This is a genomic window from Nonomuraea sp. KM90 (genome assembly GCF_052246675.1).
Lineage (GTDB): Bacteria > Actinomycetota > Actinomycetes > Streptosporangiales > Streptosporangiaceae > Nonomuraea.
Map to the genome: position 1 here is coordinate 1 of NZ_JBQQCB010000106.1, position 21048 is coordinate 21048.

The window sequence follows — 21048 nt, forward strand, 5'->3', positions numbered from 1 at the left end:
CCGTTCAACCTCGCCGGCCCGCTGGCGCCCCTCATCACCGGCCTGCTGGACAAGGACCCCGACCGCCGCACCGGCATCGACGACGCCCGCCGGCACCTGCACCGCATCAGCTCCCTTTCCCTCGATCGAATGCCCGTCACCGGCGCCGTGGCTCCGATGGCAGCGCCGGTGACACCGGCAGTGACAGCGGTGGATACGGCCGTACCCGCCCCGGCGCCGCCGCCGAGCCGCCCCGCCGGCTCCCCTCCCGCGGGAAGCCGCACGCCGGCTCCCGCCCGCAAGGCTCCCTCCCGGATGCGGCCGGCCGCCGATCCGGCCGGGCGCCGGCCGTGGACCACGCACCTCCGGCCCGCAGCGGCGGCGACCGTCCTGGTCGCCGCTGTGCTGGGAGCCACCTCCTGGCCAAGCCGGCCTGCCGGCGCGCCCACCGCGGAGCGGCGGGTACCCGCCGCCACCCCCACCACCTCGGCCCCGCCGCCATCGACCGCACTCCTGCAGGCGCGGCCCGCAGCCGTCACCCGCGGCACGCCGACCGCCCAGCACCAGGCCGAACCGCCCGCGCCATCCGCGGCGCCATCCCTGCCACCGGGCCAGGCCAAGAAGACCAGCAAGAAGGGCAAGGCCGAACTCGGGCACAAGCTGCACTCACCGGGCAAGGGCGGCGGTAAAGGGCGCAAGTGATCAGAAAGCGGATGCGGTTCGCGGGAGGGTCTGAGCGCGGCTGGGAGACCTTGGTACGGTGCGCTCTGGCACTGGCCACGCGCGTACGCGTACGGCAAGCGGCTGTCCCCGGGTGCAAAGTCGGGGCGCACAGAAGCAGTTGTCCTTTGCCGGCCACGTGCACGTTTTCTCGATACCGAACTCGCAGCGCAGGTGACGCCGGTCCCGCACGGAAATCCTGTCCCCGTCCTTACGGCGGAACAACCATGCGCGGGTCCGTTCGTCTCCCCGGAAGGAAAGCCGAGGCCACCGTTTGACGCGCGGGCCGTCGGAGCGCCGTCCGTCCGGTTCGTCCGGCTCGTCATTGAGCCCACGATGGCGGGCGAGGCGCGGAAGGCGGCGCGTGAACTCCGCCCTGTCGCTGAAATCCCATTCCTGGCCATCGGGCTCAGCGACAAAGGAAAGGAAGGGGAATTTGCTGTCGATTCCCCGCGCCCGGACGGCTTCCCCCACGTGGGCCGTTTCCACACCGGTGACCCGCCGGTACGCGCTGGAGGCCACGTACGAGAACAACTCGAACTCCGGATAATCATCGTCCGGCCATACCTGACGCCGGATCCGCGTCACCCGCCCCAGCCGGAACCTGCCATCCCTGGAGGATGCCGAGGTCCGCTCGTGGGAGAAGTTCCGCGACAGCTCGAAGAGCCGCTGTATTTCCGGAAGCTGCACAATCCGATCAGGAACGTCGGCGACCTTGTCGAAGGAATCGCGGCCGAGGCTGATCAGCCAGTCCACGAAATACTCGAAACCATCGGACGACCCGGAGCCGGTGATGGTCCAGCACGCCGCGTACATGTCCCAGGAGCAGGCCCGGTTGGCGCAGATCGTGAACCAGGCCTCGAAGTCCACGATCTCCTCGGCCGACAGGCGTGAAAGGTGATGCGCAAGCCGGTCCGGTCGCTCCTGCCGGTTGCCGGTCTCCTGGGCGGTGCGCTCCACGAGTTCCCAGAAACCGTCGATGTCCATGAGCTCGAGCATGGCATTCGGCGAACCTGGATCGACGGCGAATTCGTACGGACCGCAGTTCAGCGCGGTGACGGGGTGGACCGGCGGCCGGGAAAGGAGCCGGGCTGCCGCAACGGGGTCTTTCGGGTCAACTGCCGGATGGCTACGATCGGGCACCGATCACCTGTGTGGAGATCTTTCGTCTTGGGTTTCACCGACCGGCGAGGAGAGTGGCCTGCACGTGGCTGGATGGGGCAGGGGCAGGCAGCGCCGGACGAAGGCCCTGAACGATGAGAGCGAGCCGGCGGAGTCGATCACCGACGGGCCGCGACGACCGGCCGGCGCCCGCCGGCTGCGGTTGCGTACCGTGCTGATCATCATGGTGATCGTGCCGAGCGTGACGTTCACCCCGCTGCTGGCGTCGGGCATGTCACAGCTGTTCACGCAATGGCGGGCGGAGAAGGCCCAGATGGATCTGGCCACCGCGACGGCCGGCAGGCCCGCGGCCGACCTGTTCTTCGCCCTTGATCAGGAGCGCCGGCTCACCGCGAAGGTGCAGGCCAACCCTGGGAGTGCCGCCCGTGAGAGGCTCGCCGAGCAGCGCGCGGCGACCGACCGGGCCGTGCGCGCCTTCCGCCCCCTGGCGACCCTGAACGTCGCCGTCGCGCAGGAAGGGCTCGCCGACGCCGTCTCCCGTACCGAACGCGACCTCGGCCTGCTCGACCAGCAGCGCCGGGCGGTGGACGCGGGCTGGTCCAGCGGCCGGGAGGCGTTCGACTACTACGGCGGCGTCCTCGAGTCGGACCTCAGCGTGCTGACCGCCCTCAGCAACACCGACGAGGGCCAGGTGAACACCGAGGCGCAGACGCTGGTCGACCTCTTCTGGATCATCGACATGGTCGGCCGCGAAGACGCCATTCTGGCTCGCGGCTGGGAGACCGGGCGGCTGACGCGGACCGAGTACGGCCTCGCCGCCGAGGCCATCGGCACCAGGAACCACCTCATGCACGCCCGCGTGCTGCCTGCTCTCGCGGGCGAGGAGACCCGGTACGCGAAGCTCACCGACGGCCGGGCGTGGCAGACGATGACCGCCGTGGAAGGGCGGCTGACGCTCGCCGCGGGCAGTTCCGAGGGCGATCAGGTGCGGCTCCGCGACGACGCCGCCGCGTGGCGCTCGGCGATGGAGGCGCTCACCGCGCAACTGCGCGAACTTCTCGGACTGCGCTTCGAGCACGTCAGCAGGATCGGCTACGGCCACGCCGACATGATCTTCACGGTCTTCGTCAGCATCTCCAGCGTGGGCCTGCTGGCTCTGGGCCTGGTGGTCGTCACCAGCTGGCGCCTGACCGCCGTTCTCCGCCGGCGCATCCTGCACCTGCGCCACGACGCCCACGAACTCCAGGAGCGGCTGCCCGACGTGGTCACCCGGCTGGAGCGCGGCGAGGACGTCGACGTGGACGCGGAAGAAGTACGCATGATCGAGCCCACCGGCGACGAGCTCGGCGAGCTCGGCCAGGCACTCAACATGGCCCGCCGCAGCGCCGTCCGCACCGCCGTGCGGCAGGCCGACCAGCACCGCGGCTTCCAGCGCATGCTCCAGCGCATCGCGCGCCGTACCCAGATCCTCATCGGCCTGCAGCTGAAGAAGCTGGACGAGCTGGAGCGCAGGCACGAGGACCCCGAGGTGCTGGAGGGCCTGTTCGACCTGGACCACCTCACCGCCCGGCTGCGCCGCTACGAGGAGAACCTGGTGATCCTCGGCGGCGGGCAGCCGCAGCGCCGCTGGCGCAGGCCCGTACCGCTGCTCGACATCCTGCGCGCGGCCCAGAGCGAGGTCCAGGACTACCGCCGGATCTCGATCGACGTCGAGGACGAGCCCTGGATAGCCGAGCGCGCGGTGGGACCGCTGATCCACGTCCTGGCGGAGCTGATGGAGAACGCCACCGCCTTCTCCAAGCCGCTGACCCCGGTAGAGGTGCGGGCCGCACCGGTGAGCCGGGGCGTCGCCGTGGAGATCGAGGACCGCGGCCTGGGCATGGAACCCGAGCAGTACGAGGCCGTCAACGCCCTGCTGCAGGCGCCGCCGCAGCTGGACGTGATGACCCACGCCGACGACGTGCGTCTGGGCCTGTACGTGGTCGCCCGGCTGTCTGCGAGCCTGGGCCTGCAGGTGGAACTGCGCTCGTCGGCCTACGGCGGCACCCGGGTCATCGTGCTCCTCCCCGAAGCGCTGGTGGTGGACCGCCCGCCCGCCGAGCCCGGCCCCGCCACGCTCCCGGAGGAGGTCCCCCAGGAGGCCGCCGCCGTTCAGACCCGGCCGCCGCACGGGGACGGCGCCTTGCCGGCCCACACCAGAGGACGCGCGATGGCTTCCGTCACCGCACCCGCGGGATCGCCGGATCGGGGCGGGGCACCAGCCTCGTCCGGTCCCCGGCCGCTGCCCCGGCGGGTGCGCCAGGCCAGCCTGGCCGAGGAGCTCAGGGTCCCGGCGGACCCGAATGACCGCGGCGACCAGGAGAGCTGGGCCGTCCGCGAGCAGCCCGGCCGATCCAGCGCCATGATCGGCGCCTTCCAACGGCAGTCCCGCAGGCGCCGCACCGATGACGACGCCCAGACCGGGCCGAGCGGATCGGCCGAACCCACTTCCCCGACGACGGAAGATCGATGATGACGCAGCGCACCACCGCCACCAACACGGACCTGGACTGGCTGCTCGACGCCCTGGTCAGCCAGGTCGCGGGTACCCGGCACGCCATCGTGCTGTCCGACGACGGCCTGGTGATCAGCCGGTCGCGGACCATCGAACGCGCGAACGCCGAACGCCTGGCCGCGATCGCCACCGGCCAGCAGAGCCTGGCTCGCGGCGCCGGGCAGCTCTTCGGCGGCGGGCCGGTCCACCAGGTCATCATCGAGATGGCCGAGCTGTGGCTCTTCATCACTGCCGCGGGCCGGGGCACCCACCTGGCCGTGGTCGCCTCCCAGGAGGTCGACGCCGAGCTCATGAGCGTCGCGATGCACACCCTGATCCAGCAGGTCGGACAGAACCTGGGCACTGACGCGCGCCCCCCGCAGGGCCGTGACATCGGAGGACACGGATGAACCACTGGACGGAGGGGCTTGCCGACGATGACGCCGACCAGCCCCTTGTCCGTCCCTACACGATCACCGGCGGACGAACCGCTCCCGAGCGGGACGACCTGACACTGATCACCGTGATGTCGGCGGTGTCCGGGGCCCCTGCGGAGAGGGGACGCGGTCATCGGGGGCTGCAGCCGGAGCACCGCACCATCGTCACGTTGTGCCGGCGGCCCCTGGCGGTGGCCGAGATCGCCGCCGCGCTGAACCTGCCGGTGTCGGTGGCCAAGATCCTCATCGGTGACCTGATCGAGTCGGGCCGGCTGCGAGCCCGGCCACCGCTGGCTTTCACGCAGGCAGGCGGTCTCCCCGATATGGCGATACTTGAGGCGGTGCGGGATGGGTTACGGGAACTCTGACCACGGGGACGACGCTCCCCTGGCCGTGAAGATCCTGATCGCCGGTGGGTTCGGCGTCGGGAAGACGACCCTGGTCGGCGCGGTGAGCGAGGTCGCCCCCCTGCGTACGGAGGAGTATCTGACCCATGCCGGCGTCGGTGTCGATGATCTGGACGGTGTGAGCGGCAAGTCCACCACCACCGTCGCGCTGGACTTCGGCCGGATCACCATCAGCAGCCGGCTCGTGCTCTATCTGTTCGGCACCCCCGGGCAGGAACGCTTCTGGTTCATGTGGAACGACCTCGTCAACGGGGCGCTGGGCGCGATCGTCCTGGTCGACACCCGCCGGCTGGAGGTGAGCTTCGCCTCCATCGACTTCTTCGAGAGCCGGGGTGTCCCCTTCGTCGTCGGCGTCAACTGCTTCCATGGCGTCCGGGACCGTACGCGGGAGGAGATCCGCACGGCGCTCGACCTCGATCCGCAGGTGCCCCTGGTGCTCTGTGACGCCCGCGACCGCGGGGAGGGGCGCGATGTGCTGCTGGCGCTGATCGACCAGCTGATGGCCGTCCAGCCCCGCGCCACACCGCACCCCGTGACCTGACCCGGACGCGGTCGCCGGGCGGCGGGCGGCGGGCGGCGGTCGAGGTGTTCAGGCGCGGCCGTTGGCGGCGCACCATCCTGCCCAGGTGGTGGCGCCCCTGCCGAGCTGCTTGGTGTGGAAGGACGTCCAGGAGTTCTCGCTCGGCCCCGGAGCGCTGGGTGCGGCCTTGTACAGCGGGTGGTTCGCCTCGACCTCGGCCCGCAGCCACGGCTCGATCTGGCCGTAGGAGCCCAGCGACCAGCTGCGGGCGTGGTAGGTGAGCTGGCCGCGCACGTCGGTCTCGGCCAGGCACATGAACGGCGCCCACGGGCTGGTCCGCGCCCAGCTGATCTTCGTCTTCATCGCGCCGGTCGGGACGCCGGATCCGGTACGGGCCACCACCTCGCGCCCGTCGACGGAGAAGTCGAACATCTCCTGCGCGGCGTACACCGCCGACGAGGCCGAATCGCTCGCCGAGCGTGGTGGCGAAGTTCGCGCGTACGCCGATGTCGCTCGTCCACACCGTCTCGTCGTGCAGCTGCTGCAGCGGCGGGCCCGCGTAGGAGGAGGTGATCGTGAACGGGCCGAAGTTGACCATGTCGTTGTTGATGGGGACGACCGGGTACGTCTTGCCGTCGATCGGGTTCTTCCATTCGCGCAGGACGCGCCGCGGATCCGCCGGGTCGGTGTAGAAGACGATCTCCCGGGAGAGCTGGTAGAGCTGGTTGGTGTCAGGGACACGGTAGAGCCGCCGGATGTTGTAGCCCTCGATGTTGAACAGTTTCTGGCCGTGCCGCATCGCCGGGTCCAGGCTGTTGCCCTCGATGTTCGCGTACACCGATCCGGAGATCCGGAACACCATGTCCTTTCCGTCCGGACGTCCGAACGTCTGTAAGGACAGTTTCCCGCTCTTGTCGGTGACCGTCGCGTAAACCGGCCCGGGATGCGTGGAGCCGGCGGGTTCGTCGTGCGCCGCCGCACCCGTAGTGCCGGAGCTGAGGAGTATGGCGATCGGGACCAGCAGTCCCTTGATGCCTTTTCTGATCACGTTCGGCCTTTCGTGCCGCGAAGGAAGCGAACAGCGCCATATTGTGATCATGTCCCGCGAAGGCTTGTCCAGCCCGGCGATCAGCGGGCCGCCATCGGGCCGCGGGCACCCGGCATACGGGAGAAGGACACCGTGGCCGGGTGTTCCCGGTGGCTAGTGGCGGTGGTCGGTGACGGCGGCGAGCGCGTCGCCGCCGGAGTGTTCCAGAGCGGTGAGGTGGGCGCGGATGGTGTCGACGTTCGCCTCCTCGTCCTCGGTCTGCTGGTTGCCCAGCGTGGTGAGGATCTCCAGGGCCTGCCGCCAGTGCCGGCGTGCCTCTTCGTACCGGCCCAGCGTGTGGCAGGCGTGGGCGACCCCGTCATGGGCACGGGCCTCGTCGTCCGGCTGGTTGAGGTCCGTCGCCAGCGCGAGCGCCCGCTGGTGGTGGTCGAGCGACTCGGCCGGCCGTCCGGCGGCGCGCCACAGCCGTCCCAGCCCCTGGACGGCTTCGAACTGCCAGTTGGGGCTGCCGATCTCCGTGGCGATGTCGAGCACCTGTTGATAGGTGCTGGCGGCCGCCGGCAGGCGGCCGCGCAAGCGATGGATGTCGCCGAGGCTGCTCAGCGTGTCCAGCTCGCCGGTACGGTGCCCGGTCGCGCGGGCGATGGGCAGGGCGCGCGCGAAGTTGTCCGCCGCCTCCTCCAGACGGCCGAGGGCGCGAAGGACGTGCCCCAGGCCGCTCAGCGACTTGAGTTCGCCGGTGCGGTGCCCGAGCGCTCTGGCGATGTCCAGCGCCTGGGCGAAGTCGTCGGCGCTCCGCTCGTGCCGGCCCAGCATGCGGTGGACGTCACCGAGGCCGGTCAGGGAGTCGAGCTCGCCGGTGCGGTTGCCGATGGCGTGCGCGATGCCCAGAGCGCGCTCGAACACCTCGGCCGCTTGCTGGTACCGGCCCCGCCGCCGGTGGGTCCAGCCCAGGCCGTTGAGCGCGCCGAGCTCGCCCCGGCGGTCGCTGGTCTCCTGAGCGATGTCCAGAGCCTGCCCGAGGTGGGCGGCGGCCTGTCCGTGCAGTCCCCGGGCCGAGCTGATCTCGCCGAGGCCGAGCAGCGCCTCGATCTCGCCGGAGCGGTTGCCCGTCACGCGGGCGGCCGTCAGCGCGCGATGGAGGATGGCCTCGGCCTCGATGTAGCGGCCGCGGGTGCGCAGGCACCGGTGCAGGGCGGCGGACAGTTGCACGGCGCGGTCGCCGAACCCGTGGTCGGCGGCGTGCGCCGCGACGGCGACCAGGTTGGCCAGCTCCGCGTCCAGCCAGGTGGACGCCTGCGCCGCCGATCGCATGGCCGGAGCGGCGACCCGGGCGGCACGGACGGCACGGACGGCCGGTCGCTTGTCGGCCTCGTACGGGTAGAGCGTGTCCACCGCTGCCGTCACAGCCGTGCCGTAGTGGTCGAGCAGCCGGCCGGTCGCCGCCCCGCTCTCGACCCCGTCGTGGCCGGCCGCCACGGCGGCGTGCTCGCGGACGAGGTCGTGGAAGCGGTACCGGCCGGCGACGGGCTCCTGCAGGAGGTGGACGTCGAGTAACTGGTCGAGCAGTCGCCTGGCCGCCGGGACGGGGGAGCCGAGCAGCGCGGCGGCCGCGTGGACGTCGAAGTCCTTCCCGGGATGCGTGCCCATCAGCCGGTAGGCGCGCTGCTGGCCGGGGGTGAGCTCGCGGTAGGACAGATCGAGGGCGGCGGTGAGGCTTCGTTCTCCCGCCTGGAGCTCGTCGAGCCGCGGTTCGTGCTCGTCCATCCGTTCGAGCAGGTCCTCGACGTTCCAGGAAGGGTGCGACCGCAGGCGGGCGCCCGCGATGTAGATGGCCAGCGGCAGCATGGCGCAGCGCTGAACGGTCCGGTGGAGCAGGTCGGTCGGGGTCCGCACGAGGCGGTTGTGTCCGGCCGCATGGACGAACATCGCGAGGGCGTCGGCGGACGAGGGGATGTCGAGGCTGACGGTATGGGTGCGTTCGAGGCCCGTCAGACGGCCACGGCTGGTGATGACGACCATGCAGCCGCCGGCCCCGGGCAGCAACGGGCGCACCTGTCGTTCGCTCACCGCGTTGTCGAGCACGATCAGTGCCCGGCGGTCGGCGAGCACGCTGCGGTAGAGCGCCGAACGTTCGTCGAGCTCGGGCGGTATCCGCTCGCCGGCCAGGCCGAGGCCGCGCAGGAGCTGGTCGAGCGCGTCTCCGGCGTCGACCGGTGCCCGTCCTTGCGTGTAGCCGTACAGGTCGACGAACAAGGTTCCGTCGGGGAAGTGGGGCGTCAGCCGGTGAGCGGCGTGGATGGCGAACGTGGTCTTGCCGATCCCGGCCATCCCGTCGACGGCGATGATCTTCACCGGCGGGCCGTGGCCGCTGTCGGGATCGGCGCCGTGCTGCTGGTGGGAGTGGACGTTCTCCAGATCGGCGAGCTCCTGCTCCCTGCCGATGAACACGGCGACGTTGGCCGGCAACTGGCGCGGCACCGGCACTTCCGTCACTGTCCGCCGAGGCAGGGCGTCCGAGGTGGCGGTGACCAGAGCCTCCCGCTCGGCGGCGCTGAGCCCGAGGGCGTCCGCCAGGAGCTGTAACGAGGCGCCACGGGGCCGGACCTGGATGCCTCGTTCGAGCCGCCGAACGGTGCGGACGCTGAGGCCGGCCCGGTCGGCCAGCTGCTCCTGGGTCAGCAGTGCCCGCTCCCGCCAGCCACGCAGCAACGTGCCCCGAATGATCTCCGCTTGCTGGGATCCTCCGCCGGCACCGTGTGCACCTGACGACTTGTCCACTCGTCCTCCGGCGTCCGAACACCGATGACATGGCTGTGCGCGCTTGCTGGTGGCCTTGCCGGCTCGGACCAGACAATACATGAGCATGTCACCGCGGCGCCGAGACCGCCGCCGGCGAGGTCTTCGCGGTGCGGGGCGCTGCCGCAGGTCGGCACCCCCTGCTCAGCGCGAGCGTCAGCCCCGCACGCGACTCGTCATGCGGAGCTCGCTCCCGGCATCCTCAGCGCTTTTCTAGGTCCAGACGCGCGGGCTTTCCAGGGATCCGATCTTCGCATGGCTGCTGTTGAATACCGTGATCCTCGAGATGTACGTCCATGGCGTGTTGGAGTCCCGGTAGAGGACGATATCGGAATGCACCCTGTTACAGGGCTGATGCGACGACAGATTGGCCACCCGGCCGCCGGTGACCGGCGCGAGCCGGTCCCACTCGATGAGATAGACGATGTAATAGGAGCAGCCGGCCGGTAATCCCGCGGTGTAGGAGTCGGCTCTGAAATAGCCGCCCGACACGGATATGCAGGGATAGGTGTTCTTGAAGCCGTTGGAGTCGTACGGCGCCCGGCAACCGCCGCCTTCCAGCGCTCCGGCCGATCCCGCGCCTTGGGCGGACCGGGCCAGGCCGGGTGTGGCGAGAAGGAGTATCAGGCTGAAGCAGGTTGCGAGGACAGCTGTCATTCGTCTCATGGTTCCCCCTGTGAACAGAACGCTCCCGGCCGATTCCGGCATGCCCGGCGGTCACCTAACCGTTCCAGAAGCTTGACACCTCTGGACGGTGCGGGTTTGCCGCTGTGCGTCCACTTGCTTGACCTCCGGCGCCATGAGTTCGAGGATGAACGCATGCCTGGCGGGGCCTGGTCCAGGGGATGTCTGCGGGGGCGACAGGTGGCTTTGACGGTGGTTCGGCTCGACGACGTCCCTGTCAAGGACAGGTTCGCTTTCTGGTGGCAGGCGGTCGCCGAGTCGGTGGTATCGGTGGACGCTTTCAGCGAACATGTCGACGACTTCTGGGCGGAGATGCGTACCGTCGATCTGGGTGCGCTGCGGTTGTCGAGAGTCAGGTGTTCCGGGTTCGAGGCGCGCAGAAATGCGAACAGAATTCGACGCGCCAACTCCGATGCCTACCAAGTGGCGCTCTCCTTTCGCGGCCGATCGGGAATCGTCCAGGAAAACCAGGAGACGACGCTTGCTCCCGCGGACCTGACGCTCTACGACGCCTCCCGTCCTTTCGTGGCGTGGAGCTTTCCCGGCGAGCACCGCGCGTCGGGCGGTTCACCCGACGAGATATCCGACGGGCTGATACTGCACGTCCCCCACGGCGCCCTCGCCCTCCCCCGCGCTACCCTGCAGCGATTACTCGCCAGGCGAATCTCCGGGCGTGAGAGCGTGGCCGCGCTGTTCAGCGGACTGCTTCACCAGGTCCTGGCCCAGGCCGCGCGCATGACCAAAGCCGACACCGAGCGGCTGTCGGGGGTCATCGTCGATCTCCTCACTTCCGTGCTCGCCCACGAACTGGAGACCGACCCCTCGCCTTTCGTGACGGATCCCGGTGCGGTGCTCGTTCTTCGCGCCCAGGCGTTCATCGAGCGGCATCTGGATGACTTGGAGCTCTCGGCAGCCGACATCGCCGCCGCCCACCACGTTTCCCTGCGGCACATGCAGCGGCTCTTCCAGAAGGAGGGCTACACCGTCACCGGCTGGATCCAGCAGCGGCGGCTCGAACGCTGTCACCGCGCGCTGGCCGATCCCCTGATGGACGGTCGCCCCATCAGGGTCATCGCCGCCTGCTGGGGTTTCACCAACGAAGCGCACTTCAACCGGCTCTTCCGGAAGACCTACGGGGCCCCTCCGGCGACCTACCGGCGTCACCTCCGATACCGCCAGTCGCAACAGAGGTGACACCCTCCGGCCCTGGCCGTCGGCATCGACGCCGGCGTGATCAGGTCGGACACGGGGTAACCCGGGTCAGCGCCGTTCCAGGGGCGGAACCATATGGAACGCCCTAGCGAATGGAAGTCTCCCGGATGCCCCGCGGCGCCGCTCGTGGCAGGAAGACGATCGAGCCGTCCGGCGGCTGGTACACCAAACGGAACCGGACCCTCATGCACTGGCCACATGACCGGCGCGGGCGCGTCATCGGCGAGCACGTTCACGATCACGTCGCCGCGCGCGAGATCGTCCCCATCGCCACCAGGGACGTGATCACCCTGGACGACGCCGTACGCACGCTCACCCCGCTGATCCGCCCGCTGCCGCCCTTCCCGGCGGCGCAGGACTGAAAGCCGGGGCCGATCACACAACCGGCACTGCCTGCGGCGACCGAGGTGGCGGCCCCGTTGCTTGAGGTGGCCGAGCGGATGCGGGCCTGAGCGTCGCCGGAAGGTCGGCGGTGGCGAACTCGGCGATTCCGAAGGCGGGCAGCACTGCGGCGAGGCGACCGTTGGTGGCTCGGCGTGGGCGTGGCCGACCCCGGCAGCTCCGGACACGAAGGGCTGCAGCCGGCGGGTGGGATGCGGATGGCCTGGTCAGCGACGGTCGGAGACCAGGCCCGCAGGGTGACGAAGCCGCCGGGTCAGTTTCCGGCCGAGCGCTCGCGTTCGTACTCGGCGTTGATGCGCAGCGCCTCGGCGAGCTGGTCTTCCAGGATGATGATCCGGCAGGCGGCTTCCACGGGGGTGCCCTGGTCAACGAGCTCCCGGGCACGCGCGGCCAGGCGCAGCTGGTAGCGGGAGTAGCGGCGGTGGCCGCCGCTGGAGCGTTTCGGCTCGATCAGTTTGGCGGCGCCCAGAGCCCGCAGGAACGTGGGAGTGACCCCGAGCATCTCCGCGGCCGAGCCCATGCTGTAGGCGGGGTAGTCCTCATCGTCGAACCGGTCGTCGGCGCCGTCCGTGACGCTGTGCGTGCCGCTGTCCACGGTGCCGGCGGGCGGCGCCTGTTTGCCGCCGCGGCGGGTGTGGGGTGGGTGGGTTTGATCCATAGATGCCTTTCATCACGCGAACAGGGGGCCCCGGCGCGTTGCGCCGGGGCCCCGAAGAGGTTCAACACCATCTACCGGCCATCCGGCCGGCTTACTGTTTTCCGCATCCGCCCTGCCGTGCGGCGGTGATGCGGGGATCGCGAATGCGTGACCGTAGACCACCTTCCAATCTGTGGAACTGCGGTACCCGAGCGGCGGGACTCAGCCGGCAACGGGCGATCCTTCGATGGCGTTCAACACTCCCTTCTCTATCTCCTGGACATGGCGTCCACTTACTCTTCGGCAGCGCGTCCACGATCAGGGCCCTATCAACTGCGCTGGCCCGTCACGTCCGACCTTCTGCCGCAACCAACAGACTTCATCCGCGTTCCGGGCAGTTCGTCGTGATGCCAGTTACTACTTCTGCTGCCCGGTGGATCCGTTCCTTGCGATGTCAGAAACTCTAGTACCCATACCCGCGAATGTCTACTGCGGCGAATGTAGATTTTCGGTGGCGGGCGGGGCAGCCTTCCTTCCGGCCTGCGCCGTGCCCGCACAGGCGCACGACAGGCTCATGCGTCAGCGGGAGCGCCGGCGTGCTGCCGGATCGGGTTCGGCGGCGCCGCGAGCAGAGGGCTTCTCGCCGCGGCGGGCGTAGTGGCCGCGGCGGCGCAGGTGCTGGCGGCGTGACTCGGCGGATCGTCGACGCGGCCGTGGCAGCGGCCGGCGCCGTCGTCGTCCTGGGTTACGGCCTGCAAGGGCACGTCAGGCCTGTCGGCCGGCGATCCTCCCGGAGGGAGCAGAAGTGGGTCAGCTTGGTGTCGGCAAGGGCTTCACAGGTCAGGATGCGGTCAACCGGAGCAGCCGGCCTGGCAATAGCCGTTGGTGACGATCAGCCGTCCGCGCTCGGGCGTGTAGGCGGTGGCCTGCACGCCGACGGTCACTCCCTGGCAACGGGGACAGACGAGCGGCTGCTCGGCCGCCTCACGATCACGCGTCCGGTCACCCACCCCGGTTGACGCACTTACCTCAGGCATGGGATCGACGTGGGTGGGATCGGTCACAACACTGCTTACCGGCGATTCAGTCATGCCCTCCACTGTGCCGTACGCCACCGACAATTCCGCACCCAACCCCCGCCAACCATGCACGAAAGCCGCAGCTCGGACCGCCAGGCATCCACGGGGCGTCACGTCCCCCGGGTCCCGGTGGGGGACCCGGACCCGGGTCAGGGCGTCGGCGGCAGAGAGCGCCCGATCGGGGGCGGCACGCCGGACCCGGCGCGGCGATGAGCACGGTGCCGGTCACGTGCGGTGGCCGGGGTGCCGTGTCGGGTCGGCACCCCGCCTGCCTACCGCGGGTCGGGCAGCTCCATGATCCGGGTCCTTCAGGCGGCCGCGTAGATGAGCGTGCCCGCGCGTACGAAGGGAACGACGTTGCCGTTGAGGATCACCTTCGCGGCATTCGGCGCGGCGATCGCGATGGCCTTGGCGGCGTCGGTGCTCGCGGTCAGCTCGCTGCCGTCGATGCGTACGGTGCCGTCCCCGCCGAAGGTCACGGACAGGTCCTTGACCGCGGCCGGCGCCTTGACCAGGGTCGCGCCCGCACGTTCGACCGACGAGCCGTCCACCATCACGATCGACCCGGCGTCGGCGTAGAGCAGCTTGCCGTCGAAGGTGTAGGACCCGAACGCGCGCGGCGTCTTCGCGGTCCAGGACTTGTAGTAGACCCCGGCGCCGCCGTTCAGGCTGAGAGCTGTCGCCTGGTACGACGGGATGCTGCCCACGGGGAGCCGTTCCACCGTCACGGACGTGTCGGCCGCGCCCTTGGACGGCAGCAGGAGGGTGTCGAAGGTCGTCTGGCCGGTGGTCGTCTTGACGTAGGAGGCGTACTTCGCGTTCTCCACCGAGTAGAAGCGCGGCGCGTAGTAGCCGTCGCGCAGGCCGGAGCCGACCTCGGCCGGGTCGGCGGGGACGATCGCGAGGTTCGCCCCTGTCGGGAAGGCGGTGGTGGTGGCCTCGGTCCCGGAGCGGATCACGGGCTTGGCGTCCGAGGCGAAGTGCCAGTTCTGCTCGTAGCGGTGCGTGGCGGTGTCCACCGGCTTGAGCCGGTCGGAGACCACCCACAGGCCCGAGTGCAGCGACAGGACGGAGCGCTCGTGGCGAGCACCGGCGGAGCTCTCGGTGTTCGCGCCGATCAGGTCGAAGGCGGGGTTGGTGATCAGATGCGAGATTCCGCCCTCCGCCGTCGAGGTCTGCGGCTTGTCGTCGATCTCGATCGTGTTGTGCGCCTCCGTGGTGCGCCGCAGCCACTGCGCGCGGGTGTCCGTGCTGTAGGTGAAGGTGCCCATGTCGGGCAGGAGCGGCCGGCCGTACGCATAAGCGGTGATCGCCAGCTCGTCCGGGTGGCTGTGGTTGCCGCGGTCGGCGTTGATCCGGAGGTGGGAGTCGCCGGCGGTCCAGCCGGAGCGGGAGACCGCGACCCGGGTGTCCGGGTAGAGGGCGGAGGTGTGCGCCGGCTTCGCGCCCGACGTGCCGGAGGTGCCGACGTAGCGGAGTTCGGGGTCATTGAGGAGCTCGCCCAGCTCCGCGAGGGTGCTCCGCAGGTCGAGGGAGTCGCTGTCGCCGTAGGCGGGGCCGTACCCGCTGGGGTAGCTCTGGTCCATGAGGAAGCGGGCCAACTGCCGCAGCTTGGTGGTGGCGGTGAACGCGATGCCGTTGCGCCGCATGTAGGCGACGACGTCCACGTACTGTCTGAGGTAGCCCCGCAGGTAGGCGTCCGTGGACTCCTTGTAGCCGCCGTCGGCGTAGGTCGAGTCGTTGAGCTGGGCCGAGAGGAAGTCGGCGGCGTTCGTCCGCCACGCCGGCGCCACGCGGAACTCCGGGAAGTAGACGGACGCGTGCAGCAGCGTGATCTTCTGCGACTGCATCTTGTTCGGCGTGCCGTTGACGTTCACCTGCAGGAACAGGCCCGCCCGGTTCATCGTCTTGAGGATCGCGGTGTTGGCTTCAGCGGTCAGCGACGGGCTCTTGCGCAGGATCTCGTAGGCCGCGATCCAGTTGTGCAGGCGACGCGCGGCGTGCAGGTTGCCCGGGTAGGAACCGGCGCCCTGGTCGGCGTCGTAGGCGTCGGCGTCCTTGATGAAGTCGGTCATCAGGCCGATGAGCGTGCGGGCGTACTGCTCGTTGCCCGTCTTCCGGTACTCCAGGGCCAGCGGGCCGGCGAAGTAGAAGCGGGGAAGCTGGTAGAGATACTCCATGTCGGCGATGAGATTGTCCTTGTCGGCACCGCCGGGGAGCTTCCAGTCGAACCCGCCGGGGTCGCCCTCCCAGGAGAACGTGTTCTGCACGGTGTTGGACCAGGTGCGGGTGGCCTCGTCGAAGGTCTCGGCGTTGCCGTACAGCATGATGTCCTTCGCGGTGTCGGCCGTGCCGGTCAGCGTCAGCTCCGCTCTCTTCACGCCGGTGACGCCGCCGAGGTCGAACCGCAGGTACGCCTTGCGCGTCTCCCCGGTGAACGCCCCCGTGCCCTGGTCGCTGACCTGCATGTAGTACTTGGCGCCGTACACGCTGCCGGGGTGGGCCGCCCAGATGTAGGTGTCGTGCGTGGGGTGCAGGGTCCTCACCGAGCCGTCGGCCAGGGTCAGGCGGAGGGTGGGCTTGCCCGACCCCTTGCTCCTGCTGTTGACGAGGGCGATGACCGCGTCCTTGTAGCGGCTCATCAGGAAGAATCCGGGCTTGCCGCTGGTGATGCTGCTCGTGACGTCTGCCGTGACCGTCTTCTCCCCCGGGCCGAAGGTGAGCGTCTTGATGTAGACCTCGCCCGATCCGAGCGTCCAGATGTGGCTGGGGGTCAGCTCGAGTGCGCCCGGCCAGGTCGTGTGCGAGAAGCCGCCCGCCTCGATGGCCGGGCGCGCGCGGTAGTAATCCAGCAGCCGCTGCTTGGCCAGCGCGTAGTCCCCCGCCTTCACCGCGCTCTCCACGGGCTTCAGGCCGGCGTGCGCGTAGTTCAGCCGCGGCCCCACCGCCCAGGCGCCGGCGCTCCACCTGCCGAAGAAGCCGGCGTCGGACAATGCGGCCGCGGCGGCCGGAGGGGCCGGCACCAGGAACGCGGCGACCAGAATCAGGACGGCGAGCCGCCGCCACGAGGGAGACATGCACGCCAAGGTAGGGGTGCGCGGTATGTCCGCGGTATGTCGGGCGCGGCCATCGAACTGACCGCCCCGGTGCGGGTCACGGCGGATGGGGTAGCCGGCGCCGCCCAGGAAGGCGTTGAGTTCGGGTTTCGTTGCGGCCGGTGACGGACACGTTGTCGCGCCGTAGTCTCCACGCATGCCGATCCGGTACGCCCTCCCGCCCGACGCGGACGTCATGGCCGACGTCACCTGTGCCGCGTTCGCCGAGTTCGCGGACTTCGACGTCACCCGCGACCGATCCGCCGCCAACTGGCGCCGGAATCTCCTCAGGGAGGCGGCCGAACGGCCTCGCCCGCACCACACCAGGCTCGCCGAGCTGCCGGACGGGACGGTCGTCGGTCTGATCATGGGCGGGCCGGCGCGACCGGAGCTCGGCCTCGACGCCGAGATCTACGCCCTCGCGGTCCGTCCCGGCCATCAGGGCCGCGGCCATGGCCGCGCCCTGCTCAGAGCGTCGGCGGCCGATCTGGCCGCCGACGGGTTCGGCTCGCTGGCGATCCGGGTACGGGCCGCCAACGAACGCGCCCGCCGCTTCTACGCCTCCCTCGGCGGAGTCCTCACCGGCGAGGTGCCACCCGACGAGGTCTTCTACTCCTGGCCGGAGATCGCGGCACTCCTTTGACCCGGTGGACCAGCTCCTCCATCCAACCTCGCCTGCCAGATCGCGGGCGGGTGGCGAGCAGGACGTGCCGCCGCTGACCCAGGCTCGGTGAGGAAGCCCAAAACTGCCGGACGGCGCCCGGTCAGGGTGTGGACAGCGCTTCGGTCGGGGACAGCCGGGCAGCGCGGATGGCCGGGTAGAGCCCGGCGAGGCCGCCGACGAGCATGGTGGCGGCGAGTCCGCCCGCCGTCGCCCAGGCCGGTACGACGGCCGGCCAGGTCTGGTAGGTGGCGTATCCGGTGGTGACGGCGATACCGAGCAGAACCCCGCCGACGCCGCCGAGCGCGGACAGCAGGAGCGATTCGGTGAGGAACTGCAGCCGGATCTGTCCCCGGGTGGCGCCGAGTGAGCGGCGCAGCCCGATCTCGGCTCGGCGTTCCAGCACCGAGATGACCATGGTGTTGGCCACCCCGACGCCGCCGACGAGCAGGGCCACCGCGCCCAGGCCGAGCAGCAGCCCGTTGAGGGCGGCGTCGGCGGCCTGCTTCGCGGACAGGGCGTCCGAGGGCCGGGACACGCTCACGTCGCCGGGCGTCTGCGGGTTGGCCGTGGCGGCCAGCACGCTGTGTACGGCCTCTACCTGGCTGTCGCGCGACCTGGTGTAGACGGTGGTCGCCCGCCCGTCGAAGCGGAAGAGGTCGGCGGCGACTTCCCAGCCGATCAGGACTGCCGTGTCCAGTTCGCGGGCGAGCGTGACCGGGTCGAGCACGCCGATCACGGTGAACCGTTCGCCGCCGACGAAGATCACCGCCTCCGGGCCGGCCCGACCGACGCCGAGCCGCTCGGCCGCGTCGGCGCCGAGGACCGCCGCCGGATACCGGCTGGTTGCGCCGTTGAGCCAGGTGCCGTTGCGCAGGACCGCGCCGACGGTCTGTGGCAGGCCCAGCCGGGCGGCCGACAGGGTCAGCCCGTTGGTCTCCACTGCGGGGATCTTGTCCGAGCGGTACACGGTGGCGTTGCGGATCGCCCCGGTCGCCGAGACGGCGGTGACCGGGCCGATCCGCGCGATCATCGCCTCGGCCTCGGCGGGCAGCTTCGCGGTCTGGCCCCCGAGCGTCTGTCCAGGGGAGACGGTGAGCAGGTTCGTGCCCAGCGCGGCGAGCTGACGGTCAAGCTGTTCGCGGGAGGAGGACGAGATGCCCACCACGGCGACCATCGCGGCGATGCCGATCGCGATGCCGAGCGCGGACATCAGCGCCCGGGTCGGCCGGGTGCGCAGCCCGGCCGCGCCGACCCGGGCCACGTCGGACGGAGACATCCGGGCGGGCGTGGCCCGGGGGCGGGCCTGCCGCGCGGTCACCATGCCGTCTCCCCCTCCTGGTGTGGCGCGGTCATGTCGTCGCCGACCACGTGGCCGTCGCGCATGAGCACCTGCCGGTCCAGGCCGGCGGCGAGCTCCCGGTCGTGGGTGATCACCACGACCGTGGTACCGGCGGCGTGCAGGTCCCGCAGTACCGCCATGACGCTCTGTCCGGAGGCGGTGTCCAGATTGCCGGTCGGCTCGTCGGCGAGCAGCAGGGCGGGGTTGCCGACCACCGCCCGGGCGATCGCGACCCGCTGCTTCTCGCCGCCGGCCAACTCGTGCGGCTCGTGGTCGAGCCTGTGTCCGAGCCCGACCCGCTCCAACGCCGCCGCAGCGCGCCGCCGGCGCTCTCCCATCGGCACGCCCGCGTAGAGCAGGCCGTTGGCCACGTTGTCCAGCGCCGGCAGGCCGGTGGCCAGGTGGAACTGCTGGAACACGAAGCCGATCCGGCTCGCGCGCAGCGCCGACAGTTGCCGGTCGGACAGCCGCGCCACGTCGTGGCCGTCGACCACCACCCGGCCCGAGGTGGGCCGGTCGAGCGTGCCCAGTATGTGCAGCATGGTCGACTTGCCGGAGCCGGACGGGCCGGCCACCGCGACCAGCTCGCCGGCGTCGATGGTCAGGGTGACCCCGGCGAGCGCGTGGACGCCACCGGGGTATGCCTTCGTCACGTCGGTCAGCTCGATCATCCCGGCATCCCCACGGTCATGCCCTCCGCCAACCCGTCACCCGTGACCTCGACCAGGCCGTTCGCGAACAGGCCGGTTTCCACCTTGATGTAGCGCGTGGCGGATCCCTCGACGACCTCGACGCCGTGGCCGCCCTCGGCCAGCGCCACCAGCGCCGCGACGGGCACGGTCAGCACCTCCTTGCGCTCTGCGGCGGTGAAGACCACGTTGACCACGGCCGCCTCGATTCCCGCGGCCGCCTTGGGGTCGCGCAGCGAGACGACGGCCTCGATCAGGGTCTCGGCCTGGCCGCTCGGATCGGCCGGCTGCTCGATCACCGTGTGGACCCGGTTCACCCGGCCGGCCACCTTCCTGCCCTCGGGCAGCCGGACCTGCACCCTGACGCCCCTGCGGGCCAGCCGTTGGTCGGACACCTCGAGCCTGACCGTCACCTCGCGGCCGGTGCCGGTGTACCGCAGCACCTCCCGTCCGTTGCCGGTGGACTGGTTCACCCCGGCCGTCACGGTGTCGACCCGGATGGCGCCCGGGGCGAAGAGCACCCGGCCCTGCTCGACCTGGCCGGTCTGCGACAGGCCCAGATCCTGCTGCCATCGCTGCACGGCAGTCGCGGTGGCCTCCGTGTACGTGCCGTCCACCGTGAATCCGCCGTAGCCGAGGGCCTTCAGGTTGGTTTCGAGCTGCCGTACGTCCGCCCCCGTGACCCACAGGCCGAGCGTCCGGTACGCGGCGACGTCGCCGTACATCAGCACGACCGGCGTGTTGTCCACCCGGTAGATCGGCCGGCCCCGGCGGATGACCTGGCCGGCCCGCGGCACCTTGGTGACGACGCCCGCGATGCGCCCGGCCAGCACGGTCCTGGCGCCGTACCCCAGGTCGCCGGCCACCTCGTCGGTGTCCAGCATCGTCTGCCGGGTCACCCGCGCGGTGTCCGGGGGCAGGTTCGCCGCGGTCGGCGTGCCCGTGCCGCCCCCGCCGAACCCGCCCCCGCCGAACCCACCCCCACCGAACCCGACCCCGCCGAACCCGACGGAGGCCCCGACCGCGGCCGCGGCTCCGACCGCGAGCAGGACCGCACCGGCCACCACGGCGGGCCGGCCGCGCCGGCGGCGGGCGGCGGGGCGGCCGGTCGTCACCGCGTCGCTCCCGCGCTCGGTCGCATCGACGCCTGCGCCGCGTCCCTCTGCGCGGTGCAGAGCGCCTTCGCGTCGTCGAACTGCGGGTCCTTCCCGATGTCTTCGCCGATCCTGGTGCCACCCGGGTTCGGGTCGGGGTAGTTCTCCACGCCGTGCTCCCGCATGCACCGCGCGAACTGGCGCGACAGCTCGTTCTTGAGGTCGGCCTCAAGGCCGGTCTCCTGGGGAGGGCGGAGCCGCTTGCACGCCTCTTCGGCCTCGACCTCCGTGTCCGCGCTCACCGCGTTCTTGTCGTACCTGCCCTGCCGGACGATGTCGCCGTCGACCTCCGGGTGCGTCATCGGCACGCCGTGCTCCCGCATGCACTGCGCGAACCTGGTCAGCAGGTCGAGCCGGCTGAGGCTCCGCGTCGCGTTCGGGGCGGCGGTGCCGCCCGCCGAGGCCACGCCCTCGCCGTCGGTCGATTCCGCGGAGGCGGCCGCCGTGACCAGCAAAAGTGGTAGCAGGCAGACGACGACCACGAATCTCTTTCTCATCAGCGATCCCTCCTCTGGTCCGGGATCCAGT

At 70.7% G+C, this 21048-nt stretch carries 18 protein-coding genes and 2 pseudogenes; 8 read left to right on the top strand and 12 right to left on the bottom strand.

Going from position 1 to position 21048, the window contains the following annotated elements; all coding sequences use genetic code 11:
* Window positions 1-681, top strand: a pseudogene (locus ACTWPW_RS49675) (hypothetical protein); the annotation flags it as partial.
* Here the strand turns inward: ACTWPW_RS49675 and ACTWPW_RS49680 are convergent.
* On the bottom strand, window positions 682-1842 hold the full coding sequence (locus tag ACTWPW_RS49680) for a DUF4240 domain-containing protein (protein WP_443172951.1): 1161 nt from the start codon (window positions 1840-1842) through the stop codon (window positions 682-684).
* Between the two features lie 64 nt (window positions 1843-1906).
* Here ACTWPW_RS49680 and ACTWPW_RS49685 point away from each other — a divergent pair, with 64 nt between their 5' ends.
* From ACTWPW_RS49685 to ACTWPW_RS49700, 4 genes are read left to right on the top strand one after another with little or no spacing between them, the layout of a single operon-like run.
* Window positions 1907-4333 carry a nitrate- and nitrite sensing domain-containing protein gene (locus tag ACTWPW_RS49685; protein WP_443172952.1) on the top strand — a complete coding sequence of 809 codons (2427 nt, stop codon included), beginning with the start codon at window positions 1907-1909 and terminating at the stop codon, window positions 4331-4333.
* Entirely contained in the window at window positions 4333-4764 is a 432-nt protein-coding gene (locus tag ACTWPW_RS49690) for a roadblock/LC7 domain-containing protein (RefSeq protein ID WP_375112828.1), read from the top strand. Before ACTWPW_RS49685 ends, ACTWPW_RS49690 begins: the two co-directional genes overlap by 1 nt.
* On the top strand, window positions 4761-5159 hold the full coding sequence (locus ACTWPW_RS49695; protein ID WP_375112573.1) for a DUF742 domain-containing protein: 399 nt from the start codon (window positions 4761-4763) through the stop codon (window positions 5157-5159). The genes ACTWPW_RS49690 and ACTWPW_RS49695 overlap by 4 nt, the downstream gene beginning before the upstream one ends.
* Window positions 5140-5739 carry a GTP-binding protein gene (locus ACTWPW_RS49700; RefSeq protein WP_443172953.1) on the top strand — a complete coding sequence of 200 codons (600 nt, stop codon included), beginning with the start codon at window positions 5140-5142 and terminating at the stop codon, window positions 5737-5739. Before ACTWPW_RS49695 ends, ACTWPW_RS49700 begins: the two co-directional genes overlap by 20 nt.
* 48 nt (window positions 5740-5787) lie before the next feature.
* Here the strand turns inward: ACTWPW_RS49700 and ACTWPW_RS49705 are convergent, their stop codons facing one another.
* The 4 genes and pseudogenes from ACTWPW_RS49705 to ACTWPW_RS49720 form a co-directional block, all read right to left on the bottom strand.
* Entirely contained in the window at window positions 5788-6168 is a 381-nt protein-coding gene (locus ACTWPW_RS49705) for a DUF1838 family protein (RefSeq protein WP_443172954.1), read from the bottom strand.
* A gap of 196 nt (window positions 6169-6364) precedes the next feature.
* A pseudogene (locus tag ACTWPW_RS49710) lies at window positions 6365-6817 on the bottom strand (DUF1838 family protein); the annotation flags it as partial.
* 102 nt (window positions 6818-6919) lie between these two features.
* The gene (locus ACTWPW_RS49715; RefSeq protein WP_443172955.1) at window positions 6920-9478 is read right to left on the bottom strand and encodes an ATP-binding protein; all 2559 of its coding nucleotides are present in this window, start codon (window positions 9476-9478) and stop codon (window positions 6920-6922) included.
* 300 nt (window positions 9479-9778) lie between these two features.
* Window positions 9779-10222, bottom strand: coding sequence for a hypothetical protein (locus tag ACTWPW_RS49720; protein ID WP_375112577.1), 444 nt, complete (start codon window positions 10220-10222; stop codon window positions 9779-9781).
* Window positions 10223-10441: 219 nt separating this feature from the next.
* On the opposite strand from ACTWPW_RS49720, the gene ACTWPW_RS49725 reads away from it, so the two are divergent.
* Window positions 10442-11443, top strand: a complete 1002-nt coding sequence (locus ACTWPW_RS49725; protein ID WP_443172956.1) for a helix-turn-helix domain-containing protein — start codon at window positions 10442-10444, stop codon at window positions 11441-11443.
* Between the two features lie 110 nt (window positions 11444-11553).
* On the top strand, window positions 11554-11823 hold the full coding sequence (locus tag ACTWPW_RS49730) for a hypothetical protein (protein ID WP_443172957.1): 270 nt from the start codon (window positions 11554-11556) through the stop codon (window positions 11821-11823).
* A gap of 293 nt (window positions 11824-12116) precedes the next feature.
* Here the strand turns inward: ACTWPW_RS49730 and ACTWPW_RS49735 are convergent, their stop codons facing one another.
* From ACTWPW_RS49735 to ACTWPW_RS49745, 3 genes are all read right to left on the bottom strand, one after another.
* Window positions 12117-12521: a helix-turn-helix domain-containing protein gene (locus ACTWPW_RS49735; protein WP_443172958.1), complete on the bottom strand. Its 405-nt coding sequence runs from the start codon at window positions 12519-12521 to the stop codon at window positions 12117-12119.
* Between the two features lie 830 nt (window positions 12522-13351).
* Window positions 13352-13591, bottom strand: coding sequence for a hypothetical protein (locus ACTWPW_RS49740; RefSeq protein ID WP_375112581.1), 240 nt, complete (start codon window positions 13589-13591; stop codon window positions 13352-13354).
* A 296-nt stretch (window positions 13592-13887) separates the two neighbouring features.
* The gene (locus ACTWPW_RS49745) at window positions 13888-16656 is read right to left on the bottom strand and encodes a heparinase II/III family protein (protein ID WP_443172959.1); all 2769 of its coding nucleotides are present in this window, start codon (window positions 16654-16656) and stop codon (window positions 13888-13890) included.
* Between the two features lie 175 nt (window positions 16657-16831).
* Here ACTWPW_RS49745 and ACTWPW_RS49750 point away from each other — a divergent pair, with 175 nt between their 5' ends.
* A complete protein-coding gene (locus tag ACTWPW_RS49750) occupies window positions 16832-17317 on the top strand; it encodes a GNAT family N-acetyltransferase (protein ID WP_375112583.1) in 486 nt (161 codons plus the stop codon).
* A 121-nt stretch (window positions 17318-17438) separates the two neighbouring features.
* On the opposite strand, the gene ACTWPW_RS49755 is transcribed toward ACTWPW_RS49750, so the two are convergent.
* Genes ACTWPW_RS49755 through ACTWPW_RS49770 form a run of 4 tightly spaced genes read right to left on the bottom strand, consistent with a single transcriptional unit; the run spans window position 17439 to window position 21017 of the window.
* A complete protein-coding gene (locus ACTWPW_RS49755; RefSeq protein ID WP_443172960.1) occupies window positions 17439-18659 on the bottom strand; it encodes an ABC transporter permease in 1221 nt (406 codons plus the stop codon).
* Window positions 18653-19348: an ABC transporter ATP-binding protein gene (locus tag ACTWPW_RS49760; protein WP_443172961.1), complete on the bottom strand. Its 696-nt coding sequence runs from the start codon at window positions 19346-19348 to the stop codon at window positions 18653-18655. The genes ACTWPW_RS49755 and ACTWPW_RS49760 overlap by 7 nt, the downstream gene beginning before the upstream one ends.
* On the bottom strand, window positions 19345-20481 hold the full coding sequence (locus ACTWPW_RS49765) for a peptidoglycan-binding protein (RefSeq protein ID WP_443172962.1): 1137 nt from the start codon (window positions 20479-20481) through the stop codon (window positions 19345-19347). The genes ACTWPW_RS49760 and ACTWPW_RS49765 overlap by 4 nt, the downstream gene beginning before the upstream one ends.
* Window positions 20478-21017 carry a hypothetical protein gene (locus ACTWPW_RS49770; protein ID WP_443172963.1) on the bottom strand — a complete coding sequence of 180 codons (540 nt, stop codon included), beginning with the start codon at window positions 21015-21017 and terminating at the stop codon, window positions 20478-20480. Before ACTWPW_RS49770 ends, ACTWPW_RS49765 begins: the two co-directional genes overlap by 4 nt.
* Window positions 21018-21048: the final 31 nt, after the last annotated feature.

Coding starts and splice junctions, on each gene's coding strand:
- ACTWPW_RS49690 (WP_375112828.1), top strand. CDS start 4,333: ATGACGCAGCGCACCACCGCCACCAACACGGACCTGGACTGGCTGCTC.
- ACTWPW_RS49745 (WP_443172959.1), bottom strand. CDS start 16,656: ATGTCTCCCTCGTGGCGGCGGCTCGCCGTCCTGATTCTGGTCGCCGCG.
- ACTWPW_RS49720 (WP_375112577.1), bottom strand. CDS start 10,222: ATGACAGCTGTCCTCGCAACCTGCTTCAGCCTGATACTCCTTCTCGCC.
- ACTWPW_RS49740 (WP_375112581.1), bottom strand. CDS start 13,591: ATGACTGAATCGCCGGTAAGCAGTGTTGTGACCGATCCCACCCACGTC.
- ACTWPW_RS49755 (WP_443172960.1), bottom strand. CDS start 18,659: ATGGTGACCGCGCGGCAGGCCCGCCCCCGGGCCACGCCCGCCCGGATG.
- ACTWPW_RS49750 (WP_375112583.1), top strand. CDS start 16,832: ATGCCGATCCGGTACGCCCTCCCGCCCGACGCGGACGTCATGGCCGAC.
- ACTWPW_RS49735 (WP_443172958.1), bottom strand. CDS start 12,521: ATGGATCAAACCCACCCACCCCACACCCGCCGCGGCGGCAAACAGGCG.
- ACTWPW_RS49695 (WP_375112573.1), top strand. CDS start 4,761: ATGAACCACTGGACGGAGGGGCTTGCCGACGATGACGCCGACCAGCCC.
- ACTWPW_RS49760 (WP_443172961.1), bottom strand. CDS start 19,348: ATGATCGAGCTGACCGACGTGACGAAGGCATACCCCGGTGGCGTCCAC.
- ACTWPW_RS49730 (WP_443172957.1), top strand. CDS start 11,554: ATGGAAGTCTCCCGGATGCCCCGCGGCGCCGCTCGTGGCAGGAAGACG.
- ACTWPW_RS49700 (WP_443172953.1), top strand. CDS start 5,140: ATGGGTTACGGGAACTCTGACCACGGGGACGACGCTCCCCTGGCCGTG.
- ACTWPW_RS49770 (WP_443172963.1), bottom strand. CDS start 21,017: ATGAGAAAGAGATTCGTGGTCGTCGTCTGCCTGCTACCACTTTTGCTG.